Annotated in this window: 12 protein-coding genes; 5 read left to right on the forward strand and 7 right to left on the reverse strand. The window is 67.5% G+C overall.

Going from position 1 to position 10,550, the window contains the following annotated elements; genetic code table 11:
- Positions 1-33: 33 nt before the first annotated feature.
- Positions 34-798: an alpha/beta fold hydrolase gene (locus AC6LKG_RS04955; protein WP_054503213.1), complete on the reverse strand. Its 765-nt coding sequence runs from the start codon at positions 796-798 to the stop codon at positions 34-36.
- A gap of 126 nt (positions 799-924) precedes the next feature.
- Here AC6LKG_RS04955 and AC6LKG_RS04960 point away from each other — a divergent pair, with 126 nt between their 5' ends.
- Positions 925-1,713: an AraC family transcriptional regulator gene (locus tag AC6LKG_RS04960; protein WP_498163167.1), complete on the forward strand. Its 789-nt coding sequence runs from the start codon at positions 925-927 to the stop codon at positions 1,711-1,713.
- A gap of 20 nt (positions 1,714-1,733) precedes the next feature.
- On the opposite strand, the gene AC6LKG_RS04965 is transcribed toward AC6LKG_RS04960, so the two are convergent.
- Genes AC6LKG_RS04965 through AC6LKG_RS04975 form a run of 3 tightly spaced genes read right to left on the reverse strand, consistent with a single transcriptional unit; the run spans position 1,734 to position 3,471 of the window.
- Positions 1,734-2,573, reverse strand: a complete 840-nt coding sequence (locus AC6LKG_RS04965; protein WP_498163168.1) for an MBL fold metallo-hydrolase — start codon at positions 2,571-2,573, stop codon at positions 1,734-1,736.
- Positions 2,574-2,591: 18 nt separating this feature from the next.
- Positions 2,592-2,882 (reverse strand): hypothetical protein, encoded by a 291-nt coding sequence (locus AC6LKG_RS04970; protein WP_411801102.1) that lies wholly within the window; start codon positions 2,880-2,882, stop codon positions 2,592-2,594.
- A gap of 43 nt (positions 2,883-2,925) precedes the next feature.
- On the reverse strand, positions 2,926-3,471 hold the full coding sequence (locus AC6LKG_RS04975; RefSeq protein ID WP_054503217.1) for a hypothetical protein: 546 nt from the start codon (positions 3,469-3,471) through the stop codon (positions 2,926-2,928).
- 141 nt (positions 3,472-3,612) lie between these two features.
- On the opposite strand from AC6LKG_RS04975, the gene AC6LKG_RS04980 reads away from it, so the two are divergent.
- Positions 3,613-4,515 carry a LysR substrate-binding domain-containing protein gene (locus AC6LKG_RS04980; protein WP_498163169.1) on the forward strand — a complete coding sequence of 301 codons (903 nt, stop codon included), beginning with the start codon at positions 3,613-3,615 and terminating at the stop codon, positions 4,513-4,515.
- Between the two features lie 116 nt (positions 4,516-4,631).
- Here the strand turns inward: AC6LKG_RS04980 and aceA are convergent, their stop codons facing one another.
- On the reverse strand, positions 4,632-5,951 hold the full coding sequence (gene aceA / locus AC6LKG_RS04985) for an isocitrate lyase (protein ID WP_498163171.1): 1,320 nt from the start codon (positions 5,949-5,951) through the stop codon (positions 4,632-4,634).
- Positions 5,952-6,028: 77 nt separating this feature from the next.
- Between aceA and AC6LKG_RS04990 the strand changes: the two genes are divergently transcribed.
- Together AC6LKG_RS04990 and queF are read left to right on the forward strand one after the other, a co-directional pair.
- On the forward strand, positions 6,029-6,229 hold the full coding sequence (locus AC6LKG_RS04990) for a hypothetical protein (protein ID WP_498163172.1): 201 nt from the start codon (positions 6,029-6,031) through the stop codon (positions 6,227-6,229).
- A 44-nt stretch (positions 6,230-6,273) separates the two neighbouring features.
- Complete coding sequence (gene queF, locus AC6LKG_RS04995) at positions 6,274-7,098, forward strand: NADPH-dependent 7-cyano-7-deazaguanine reductase QueF (RefSeq protein ID WP_498163189.1); 825 nt, start codon at positions 6,274-6,276, stop codon at positions 7,096-7,098.
- A 65-nt stretch (positions 7,099-7,163) separates the two neighbouring features.
- Here the strand turns inward: queF and AC6LKG_RS05000 are convergent, their stop codons facing one another.
- Positions 7,164-8,168, reverse strand: coding sequence for a cytochrome-c peroxidase (locus AC6LKG_RS05000; RefSeq protein ID WP_498163174.1), 1,005 nt, complete (start codon positions 8,166-8,168; stop codon positions 7,164-7,166).
- A 182-nt stretch (positions 8,169-8,350) separates the two neighbouring features.
- The gene (locus AC6LKG_RS05005; RefSeq protein WP_498163175.1) at positions 8,351-9,259 is read right to left on the reverse strand and encodes a LysR substrate-binding domain-containing protein; all 909 of its coding nucleotides are present in this window, start codon (positions 9,257-9,259) and stop codon (positions 8,351-8,353) included.
- Between the two features lie 136 nt (positions 9,260-9,395).
- On the opposite strand from AC6LKG_RS05005, the gene AC6LKG_RS05010 reads away from it, so the two are divergent.
- Positions 9,396-10,472, forward strand: coding sequence for a tartrate dehydrogenase (locus tag AC6LKG_RS05010; protein WP_498163177.1), 1,077 nt, complete (start codon positions 9,396-9,398; stop codon positions 10,470-10,472).
- Positions 10,473-10,550 lie beyond the last annotated feature (78 nt).

Genomic DNA, 10,550 nt, shown 5'->3' on the forward strand with positions numbered 1-10,550 from the left:
AACGGGCTGACCGCAACGCCGCGTGCGCCGCGCTCAGTCCCCGGCGGAGGTCCGCAGGAAGCGCTCAATGGCCGCCGCCAGCGCCAGCGGCGTTTCATTCATCGGATAGTGCCCGGCATTGGCCAGCACCTCGACTGTCGTGCGCGGATAGCGCCGCGCATAGGTCGCGGCCATCAGCGCCGGCGTGAACACCGGATCGTGCTCGCCCACCAGGGCCAGCACCGGATGGCGGCCGTCGATGCGGTCGCTGAAATCGGTGCCGACCCAGGCGGGCAGGTACGCGGCGAACGCGGCCGCCGACGAATGCGCGGCGGAATAGTCGGCCTTCCACGCCACCCATGCCGCCGGCAGGCGCCCGCCGGTGCTGCGGTCGATGATGGCGCGGCGCGCGGCCAGGTCCGCGGCCGCGCCGTCGAACAGCGCGCGCGTGGCCGGCGCCATGGCCACGCCGCCGCACGGCACGGGGGCCACCGCCACCAGCGCGCGCACCCGCTCGGGCGCCAGCGCCGCGACCCGCTCGATCGCCATGCCGCCCATCGAATGGCCCACCAGGCTGAAGCGCTCGAACCCCAACGCGTCGGCCAGCGCCAGCGCGTCGGCGGCGATCTCGTCGATCGAATGTTCGCCGGCCGCCTCGCGCATGCCGCCATAGCCGCGGTAGTCCATGAAGACGTAGCTGAAGTCCGCGCCCGACAGCCAGGGTTCGATCGGCTCGAAGGCGTGCGCGTCGCCGAACCAGCCGTGCAGCACGATGACGGGATGCGGGCCGTGGCCCACGCGATGGAAAGTGTTGGCCATGTCGGCTCCTGGAGTGTGGCGATGCGCCGCCGCAGGGCAGCGAACGCGATGGACAATGGCGGCATCGTAGGCCGGGCGCCGGCGGCCCGCCTTCGATATCGGGTCATTCACTGTAGAATCCAGGCCATGCGCAATACCCTGGTCGATCCCTACGAGGACATTCCGCGCGACGTGGTGGTGACGGCCTGCGACTACCCGGCCGGCCTGACCTTCCCGCTGCACGCCCACCGCCGCGGCCAGTTCGCCTACGCCGCGCGCGGCGCCATCAGCGTGGCCACGCCGACGGGCCGCTGGCTGGTGCCGCCGCAACGCGCCTGCTGGGTGCCGGCGGGCATGGATCACCAGATGACCATGAGCGGCGCGGTGACCATGCTCAACACCTTTCTCACCGCGCGCGCCGCGCAGGCCCTGGGCCTGCCCGCCGAATGCCGGGTCCACGCCGTCTCGCCGCTGCTGCGCCACCTGCTCGATGAAGCCATCGACCTGCCCGCGCTCTACGACCTGGACGGCCGCGCCGGCAAGCTGATGGCGCTGCTGGCGGCCGAAATCGCCGCCATGCCGGCGCTGTCGCTGCACGCGCCGCTGCCCGCCGACCCGCGCCTGGCGCGCGCCTGCCGCGCGCTATGGGCGGCGCGGTCGATCACGACGGACCTGGACACGATGGCGGCCGCGGCCGGCATGAGCCGGCGCACCTTCACCCGCCAGTTCCGCGCCGAAGCCGGCATCAGCTTCGGCGCCTGGCGCCAGCAGGCGTGCCTGCTGGCCGCGATCGAGCGCCTGAGCCAGGGCCAGCCCGTGACCCGCGTCGCGCTGGACCTGGGCTACGCCAGCGCGAGCGCCTTCACCAGCGCGTTCCGGCGCGCGCTGGGCCAGGCGCCCAGTGCCTACCTGGCCTCGAACGGCCGCCCCGCCTGAGACAACCCGGGCCGTCCCATTCAGGTCTCGTAGGCGATGCGGTAGCCGTCGCCCTGGCGCGCGATACGGGCAAAGCCGGGTTCGCCGAGATGCATGCCGGCAACCAGGAGCCCATCCGCGCTGACGATGTCCAGCAGCGCCGAGCGCGTGTTGGCGGCCAGGGTCGGATCCTGGTCGAAGGCGATCGACACATCGGGGCGCGCGATCTGGATCTGCGGAAAATGCACGATGTCCCCCCAGACCAGCACACTCCGTCCGTCGGACTCGATACGGAAGCCGGAATGCCCGGCGGTATGCCCCGGCAGGGGCACCGCGTCGATGCCGGGCAGGACCTCGCGGCCCGTGAACGTGCGCATCCTGGTTCGATACGCGCCGAACACCTCGCGGGCGAACTGGAAGTTGCCGCGTGCGCGCTCGCTGGCCCGCGCGAGATTGCCATCGTCTTGCCAGAACGCCACCTCCCGCGCATGTACAACCAGCTCGGCCCGCGCAAAGACTTCCCGCCCCGCGGCATCCAGCAATCCGCCAATGTGATCGGGATGCGCGTGGGTCAGCAGCACCGTATCGACGTCGCCGGGTTGCACGCCGGCCAACGCCAGGTTGGCCAGGAGCTTGCCGCCCCATTGCTTGAATCCGCCCGCGCCCGCATCGATCAGCAGCGTGCGGCCCCTGCCCCGGACCAGATAGCCATTGATATGGATGGCGCCGGGGTCGGAGACGCCCGCGTCGCGCTGCAGCTTGGCGGCATCCTCCGGGTCGATGTTGGAGAGCGATTCAAGGGCGGCGGACAGGTATCCGTCACTGATGGCGGTGATCGAGAACTCACCGATCCGCAGGCTTGGCAAGGTCATGGGTTGCATGGCGATCCTCCAGAATGCTCAATGGCGCGCATGGATGGCTCCTGCCGCATGGCCGAAGCAGCGGATGCGCGCGGTCAGCCCCGTGATGCGCAGGATGGCCTCATCCAACCCCGCCATGAAGGCCTCCATCACGGCGGGTGGACGGAACGGTTCGAGCCGGAATTGGACTTCCGCGAATGCCGGAAGCCCGCGCCCGGGGTGAACCGCCAGGTTGATGATGTGCACGTTCTCCAGCGCCGCGCCGAGCACGTCAACGCACAGCCCTGTGCATGCCTCGGCCAACTCCGCCAGATCGCGGTCGGCCGGCATGCATGGCGCCGCGAAGAAAAATGTCACGTTGGGCATGGCGGCGCTACTTCGACGCATCGCGGCCGGCCCCGCGCGCATTCGCCAACTGCGCCGTCATCGGCGCATAGCGGTGCACGCCGGACGGCAGTGCGGGGGCTTGGCCATCCGCGCCGCGCGGGCACTTCGCCAGCCACCGGTGCCCGGGCGATTTGTCCAGCGCCACGGCGTGCATGGCGGCGGGCGTCAGGCCCAGCGCGACCAGCGGCTCGGCGCCGACGTCACTGACCAGCAGGGTTTCGTCCGCGGCAATGGCGGGGGCCCGCGCCAGGCCGGCATAGAGATTGCGGTGCCAGTCCGTGATGTGCGGCTGCCAGCGGGCGAAGTTGCCGCCGCCCTTCTGCCGATATTCCTCGCCGAGCAACACCTCGAGCCCGTCGATCGAATGCACGGCGAGGTAGGTCGGGCAACCCGCGCTCAGCGCCTGAAAGCGCTGCGAGGTCTGGAAACCGCTTACGGAAATGAGCGCGGGCAGCTTTTTCAGGCTGTAGAAATCATTCCAGGCCCCTTCGCTGGCGGGGTCCGAGAAACTGCATTCGACGGTGTAGATCATGGGTTCGCTCGCGGCCGGCCATCTTTCGTGCCCGGCGCCTTGGTTGAGGTTTCATCATGGTATGGCCTGAAAAAGACGCCATAAAACGATTTTTCGGTATGCTTCATTGAGCAAAAATCAAGGCAAACCGGAACTCGCCCCATGCGCCGCAGGATTCCCAGCAATACTTCCTTAATGGCCTTCGAGGCGGCCGCCCGCCATGGCAGCTTCGCCCGCGCGGCCGACGAACTGGCCGTCACCGAAGGCGCCATCAGCCGCCAGATCGGCCGGCTGGAAGCCTTTCTCGGCGTTCCATTGTTCGAGCGGATCGGTAACCGCGTCCGGCTGCTGCCCAACGGCGCGCGCTACGCAACCCAGGTGCGCGAACTGCTCGACCGCCTGGATCGGGACAGCCAATACCTGATCGGGCAACGGCAGGACAGCGCCAACCTTGACATCGCCACGGTGCCCACCTTCGCCATGCGTTGGTTGATTCCGCGCCTGCCGCGATTCCAGCGGCAGCACCCGAACATCGCCGTGCATCTGGCCGAGCGCCTGGAGCCGTTCGCCCTGGCCGGCAGCGGGTTCGACGCCGCCATCCATTTCGCGCATCCGGCCTGGACTGGAATGCATACGCAGCATTTGCTCGACGAAGTGCTGATCCCCGTGTGCCATCCCGCGCTGGTGGAAGGCGACGCCGGCCCGATGGCCCTGGACGCCCTGCCGCGACTGCACCGGCGGCAGAATCCGGACGCCTGGCAGCGGTATGCGCGGGAAACCGGCATCCCCCTGGCCAACGCGGCGCTGGGCGTGCGCTATGACCTGCATGCCATGCTGATCGAAGCGGCATTGGCCGGACTGGGCGTGGCGCTGGTGCCGCGGCTCTACGTGGAAACCGAAATCGCCATGGGCCGGCTGGTAGCGCCATGGCCCCAGGCAAAAACCGTCTCCAAGACCTTCTGTCTGGTCCTCCCCGAACCGTTCACCCTGAGCCCGCTCCCTATCCAGGCGTTCACCGAATGGCTAAAGGAAGAAGCGGGTAACGCGGCAGCAGCCGGGCCGTAGGACGCCGCTCCCATCGCGCGACGGCGCCCGCCCAAAAAAAGAGGGTGCCCGAAGGCACCCTGAATCCACCCTACAACAGCACTACAACTGCAACTGCGCAATCAATCCCGTCCGGCTCAGGCGGCCTTCTGCTCCTTGCCGTGCTCGAACTGCGCCTCTTCGGTCGAGCCGGTCAGCGCGGTGGTCGAGGACTGGCCGCCCTCGATGGTCTGGGTCACGGCGTCGAAATAGCCGGTGCCCACTTCGCGCTGATGCTTGACCGCGGTGAAGCCCAGCTCGGCGGCGGCGAACTCCTTCTGCTGCAGTTCGACGAAGGCGCTCATCTGGTTGCGGGCATAGCCGTGGGCCAGCTCGAACATGCCGTAGTTCAGCGCATGGAAGCCGGCCAGCGTGATGAACTGGAACTTGTAGCCCATGGCGCCCAGCTCGCGCTGGAACTTGGCGATGGTGGCGTCGTCCAGGTTCTTCTTCCAGTTGAACGACGGCGAGCAGTTGTACGCCAGCAGCTTGCCCGGGAACTGGCGATGGATCGCGTCGGCGAACTTGCGGGCGTATTCCAGGTTTGGCGTGGAGGTTTCGCACCAGATCAGGTCGGCGTACGGCGCGTAGGCCAGGCCGCGCGAGATCGCCTGGTCGATGCCGGCGCGGGTGCGGAAGAAGCCTTCCACGGTGCGCTCGCCGGTGATGAACGGGCGGTCATTCTCGTCGACGTCGCTGGTCACCAGGTCGGCGGCGTCGGCGTCGGTGCGGGCCAGCAGCACGGTGGGCGTGCCCATCACGTCGGCCGCCAGGCGCGCCGAGACCAGCTTGGCCACGGCCTCGCGGGTCGGCACCAGCACCTTGCCGCCCATGTGGCCGCATTTCTTCACTGAGGCCAGTTGGTCCTCGAAGTGCACGCCCGAGGCGCCGGCCTCGATCATGGCCTTCATCAGCTCGAAGGCGTTCAGCACGCCGCCGAAACCGGCTTCGGCATCGGCCACGATCGGCGCGAAGAAGTCGATGTAGCCCTCGTCGCCAGGGTTCTTGCCTTCCATCCACTGGATCTGGTCACAGCGGGTCAGCGAATTGTTGATGCGGCGCACGACCTGCGGCACGGAGTTGGCGGGGTACAGCGACTGGTCGGGGTACATCTCGCCGGCCAGGTTGGCGTCGCCGGCCACTTGCCAGCCCGACAGGTAGATGGCCTTGAGGCCGGCCTTGACCTGCTGCATGGCCTGGTTGCCGGTCAGGGCGCCCAGCGAATTCACGAAAGGCTCGCTGTGCAGTTGCTGCCACAGGCGGGTCGCGCCGCGACGGGCCAGGGTGTGCTCGACGGCGATCGAGCCGCGCAGGCGGATGACATCCTCGGCGCTGTAGTCGCGCTTGATGCCCTGCCAGCGGCTGTTCTCGGCCCAGTCTTTCTGCAGATTGCGGATTTCGGTTTCGCGGTTGCTCATGGTCATGCTCCTTGGTCTATGGCTGAAAAGGCAAGAAAACTTCGGGGTTGCATTGCGTGAATCGTTGGAGAAAGTCTATGCCTGTGCTGCGGAGCAATGTGGCCGCGCCTCTTATACAAGAGGAAAAATATTATTTATATAAATCAAATGCTTATTTAGATCATTCCGCATTGCGGAACGCGATTGTCATCCGTGAAATGGCCTTGCGCGGCGGCGCAGCACGAACTTTCACATGCCGGGAGCGGCGTTTCATGATGCGAAAAATGAAGCATTCGTGACCGCCTACAATGCGGTCATCTCCACGTTTTCCGACGACCTTTCCATGACGCTGTCTCACGGCCCGCTGGGCCAGAGCGTGACCTACGTCTCGCAATACGACCCCTCGCTGCTGTTCCCCATCGCCCGCGCCCACAACCGCGAGGCGCTCAACCTGGCGAGCGGCCCGCTGCCGTTCACCGGGGTGGACCTGTGGAACGCCTATGAGTTGTCCTGGCTCGACGCCAAGGGCAAGCCGCGGGTGGCGATGGCCACGTTCTCGGTGCCGGCCGACAGCCCCAACATCATCGAGTCCAAGTCGTTCAAGCTGTACCTGAACTCGTTCAACCAGACCCGGCTGGTCAACTCGGCCGCCCTGCGCGGCCGCCTGGAGCGCGACCTGAGCGCCGCCGCCGGCGCGCCCGTGGGGCTGGACTTCATCCTGCCGCAGCGCTTCGGCGAACTGCGGATGGGCGAACTGGACGGTATCTATATAGACAAGCTCGACATCGAGATCGACACCTACGAGCCGGCGCCGCAACTGCTGCGCAACCGCCCGGGCGACGTGGTCGAGGAAACCCTGTGCTCGCGCCTGCTCAAATCCAACTGCCCGGTGACCGGCCAGCCCGATTGGGCCAGCGTGCAGATCCGCTACCGCGGCAAGCCGATAGACCGCGAGTCGCTGCTGCGCTACGTGATCTCGTTCCGCCAGCACGCCGAATTCCACGAGCACTGCGTGGAACGCATCTTCACCGACATCATGCAGGCCTGCGCGCCCGAGCAACTGACGGTCTATGCGCGCTACACGCGGCGCGGCGGGCTGGACATCAACCCGTGGCGCAGCAATTTCGAGACGGCGCCGCCGGCCGACGTGCGCACGGTGCGCCAGTAGAAAGGGCGTCGTCCGCGCCGAGGCGAACGACGCCCGTTACAGGCAGCGCCCCCAGCGGCGCCGCCCTACTTCACGAACGGCGCCGGCCGCGGCGTGTCGTCCGCCGACGGCGGCAGCAGTGGATACTGGATCGCCGGCTGGTCACCCGTCAGGGTCTTCAGGAACGCCACGATCTGCGCGTTTTCCTCGGGCGTGAAGGTGCGGCCCAATTGCAGGCGGCCCATCACGTCCACCGCCTGCGTCAGCGTGGCGGCCTCGCCGTCATGAAAGTACGGATAGGTCAGCGCCACGTTGCGCAGCGTCGGCACCTTGAAGTTGAAGCGGTCGGCGTCCTTGCCGGTGACGGCGGCGCGGCCCTCGGCCTTGTTGTCGGTCTGGTACGGCGCCACCAGCCCCATCTTCTGGAACGAGTTGCCGCCCACCGCCACGCCGTTGTGGCACGCCACGCAGCCGCTGTTCTTGAACAACGTGTAGCCGGCCAGTTCCTGGACGGTCAGCGCCTTGTCGTCGCCCTTGAGCCACTGGTCGAAGCGCGAGTTCGGCGTCACCAGCGTTTCCTCGAAGGCGGCCAGCGCGCCCGTCACCTCGTCAATGGTGATGCCGTCGTTGCCGAACACCTGCTTGAACTCGGCGCGGTAGCCCGGAATGGAATTGAGCACCTGCACCGCCAGTTCATGGGTGGAGGCCATTTCCATCGGATTGGCGATCGGGCCGCCGGCCTGTTCGCGCAGGTCCTTGGCGCGGCCGTCCCAGAACTGGGCGATGTTCAGGCTGGAATTGAGCACCGTGGGCGAGTTGATCGAGCCCTGCTGCCACTTGTGGCCGATCGACGCCTTCAGGTTGTCCGAGCCGCCCATGCCCAGGTTGTGGCAGGAATTACAGGAGATCGCGCCCGAGCGCGACAGGCGCGGGTCGAAGAACAGCTTCTTGCCCAGTTCCACCTTGGCCGGGTCCTTGACCACCGCCGCCTCGATCGGCTGGATCGGTTCCTGGCGGGGCGCACCCGACGCCTGGCCCGCCCATAGCGCAATGACGACACCCGCCGCGAGCATCGCGTGCTTCTTTCTCATGGCTTTCTCCTGTTGAATAACCTTGTCGTTCACAAGGTCATTACAGCGGAGCCGGCCCGCGGACAGCTTGCGATGTGTCAACGGCGTCGGCGCGCCAGCCCATCCCGCACCGTCGGCTTGACCTGACGCAAGCCGAGTACGCCGGCCTGTCGCCAGGCCGTGAGCCGCGCGACCCGATCGCGTCAGTCGTTCGCGTCAAGCTGGCTCAGATGCGCCTCCAGGAAATCCACACACACGCGTACCTTGGCCGAGGCGTTCAGCCGCGCCGGATACACCGCCCAGATATTGGCCTCCTGGCGGTATTGCGGCAGCACCGGCACCAGCTTGCCGGCGGCGATCAGCGGCCCCACGTCCCAAGCCGAGCGCAGAATGATGCCGCGGCCGTCCACCGCCCACTGCACTGCCATCTCGCCATTGTTGGCCGACAGCGGTCCGCGCACCTTGACGGTATGCTCGCGTTCGCCACGCCGCATGCGCCACACGCCGAAGGGATGATCGCGTTCCTTGATCACCAGGCAATCGTGCGCCGCCAGGTCGTCGAGCTTGCGCGGCACGCCGCGTTCGGCCAGATATGACGGCGCGGCGCACAGCAGGCGGTGGTTGGCCGCCAGTTTGCGCGCGATCAGGTGCGGCGCGATGCCGTCGCCCACGCGCACGTCCAGGTCGTAGCCTTCGGCGGCCACGTCGATCAGGCGGTCGAACACCTCGAAGCGCACCTGTACCGCCGGGTGGCGCGACACGAACGCCGACAGCGCCGGCGCCACCACCCGCCGCCCGAAACCGAAACTGCTGCAGATGCGCAGCAGCCCGCGCGGTTCGCGGCGCGTGACGCCGACTTCTTCAACCAGGTGCTCGACGTCGTCGAGGATGCGCTGGGCCCAGTGATAGACGCGCTCGCCCGCTTCGCTGACGACCACGCGCCGCGTGGTGCGATGGAACAGCGGCGTGCCGAGACTGGCCTCGAGCAGCCGGATGCGCTTGGTGACGTAGGCGGCCGACATGCCCAGGTCTTCGGCTGCGCGCGAAAAGCTGGAGGCGCGCACCACCGCGTTGAAAACGCGCAGGTCGGCGGGGAGCAGGTCATTATTCACGATTCGTGCAGGGTCATTTCACGCGACGGCCCATTGTAGATGGACTGTAGGGACGCCTACCATGGCTGCCATCGCCAGCAACGCGCCCCATGGCGCGGCGCGGAACGCCCTTCCCCTTCCCTTTTCCAGGTTCCCCATGTCCCACGTCCACAAAATCGCAGCCATCGCCGGCGACGGCATCGGCAATGAAGTCCTGCCCGAAGGTCTGCGCGCCGTCCAGGCCGCCGCCCGCCGCTTCGGCCTGGCGCTGCAGATCGACACCTTTCCCTGGGCCAACTGCGAGTACTACGCGCAGCACGGCGAGATGATGCCGCCCGACTGGAAGGAACAATTGCAGGGCTACGACGCCATCTACTTCGGCGCGGTCGGCTGGCCCGCCACGGTGCCGGACCACGTCTCGCTGTGGGGCTCGCTGCTGAAATTCCGCCGCGAATTCGACCAGTACATCAACCTGCGCCCGGTGCGGCTGTTCGAGGGCGTGCCCTGCCCGCTGGCCGGCCAGCGCCCCGGCGACATCGATTTCTTCATCGTGCGCGAGAACACCGAGGGCGAGTACACCAACCTGGGCGGGCGCCTGTTTTCCGGTACCGAGCGCGAGATCGTGATCCAGGAATCGGTTTTCACCCGCCATGGCACCGACCGCGTCATGCGCTACGCCTTCGAGCTGGCCAATCGCCGCCAGCGCAAGCAGCTTACCGTCGCCACCAAGAGCAACGGTATCGCCATCAGCATGCCCTGGTGGGACGAGCGCGCCGACGCCGTCGGCCAGCAGTATCCGGACGTCAAGACCGACAAGCAGCACATCGACATCCTGGCCGCGCGCTTCGTGCTGCAACCGCAGCGCTTCGACGTGGTGGTGGCCTCCAATCTGTTCGGCGACATCCTGTCGGACCTGGGCCCGGCCTGCACCGGCACCATCGGCATCGCGCCCTCGGCCAACCTGAATCCGGAACGCGCCTTCCCCTCGCTGTTCGAGCCGGTGCACGGCTCGGCGCCGGACATCTACGGCAAAGGCATCGCCAATCCTATCGCCATGATCTGGTCGGGCGCGCTGATGCTGCAATTCCTGGGCAGCCAGGAAGCCCACGACGCCATCCTCGCCGCCATCGAGCACTGCCTGAAAGACGGTCCGCGCACGCCCGACCTGGGCGGCAAGGCGCGTACCGAGGACATCGGGCGGGCCGTCGCCGCGCACATCGAGGCGGGCGCCTGATCCAGGCGCGCCGCCTCCCGCCCCGGGCGACGGCGAATCCGCCGCGCCAATGCAGAACGCCGCCCGAGGGCGGCGTTC

Source organism: Achromobacter sp. 46006 (assembly GCF_059761975.1).

Bases quoted from the DNA above. Each gene is read 5' to 3' on its own strand.
- AC6LKG_RS04960 (WP_498163167.1), top strand. From the start codon at position 925: ATGCGCAATACCCTGGTCGATCCCTACGAGGACATTCCGCGCGACGTG.
- AC6LKG_RS04980 (WP_498163169.1), top strand. From the start codon at position 3,613: ATGCGCCGCAGGATTCCCAGCAATACTTCCTTAATGGCCTTCGAGGCG.
- AC6LKG_RS04970 (WP_411801102.1), bottom strand. From the start codon at position 2,882: ATGCCGGCCGACCGCGATCTGGCGGAGTTGGCCGAGGCATGCACAGGG.
- queF (WP_498163189.1), top strand. From the start codon at position 6,274: ATGACGCTGTCTCACGGCCCGCTGGGCCAGAGCGTGACCTACGTCTCG.
- aceA (WP_498163171.1), bottom strand. From the start codon at position 5,951: ATGAGCAACCGCGAAACCGAAATCCGCAATCTGCAGAAAGACTGGGCC.
- AC6LKG_RS05010 (WP_498163177.1), top strand. From the start codon at position 9,396: ATGTCCCACGTCCACAAAATCGCAGCCATCGCCGGCGACGGCATCGGC.
- AC6LKG_RS05000 (WP_498163174.1), bottom strand. From the start codon at position 8,168: ATGAGAAAGAAGCACGCGATGCTCGCGGCGGGTGTCGTCATTGCGCTA.
- AC6LKG_RS04990 (WP_498163172.1), top strand. From the start codon at position 6,029: ATGCCTGTGCTGCGGAGCAATGTGGCCGCGCCTCTTATACAAGAGGAA.
- AC6LKG_RS04975 (WP_054503217.1), bottom strand. From the start codon at position 3,471: ATGATCTACACCGTCGAATGCAGTTTCTCGGACCCCGCCAGCGAAGGG.
- AC6LKG_RS04965 (WP_498163168.1), bottom strand. From the start codon at position 2,573: ATGCAACCCATGACCTTGCCAAGCCTGCGGATCGGTGAGTTCTCGATC.
- AC6LKG_RS04955 (WP_054503213.1), bottom strand. From the start codon at position 798: ATGGCCAACACTTTCCATCGCGTGGGCCACGGCCCGCATCCCGTCATC.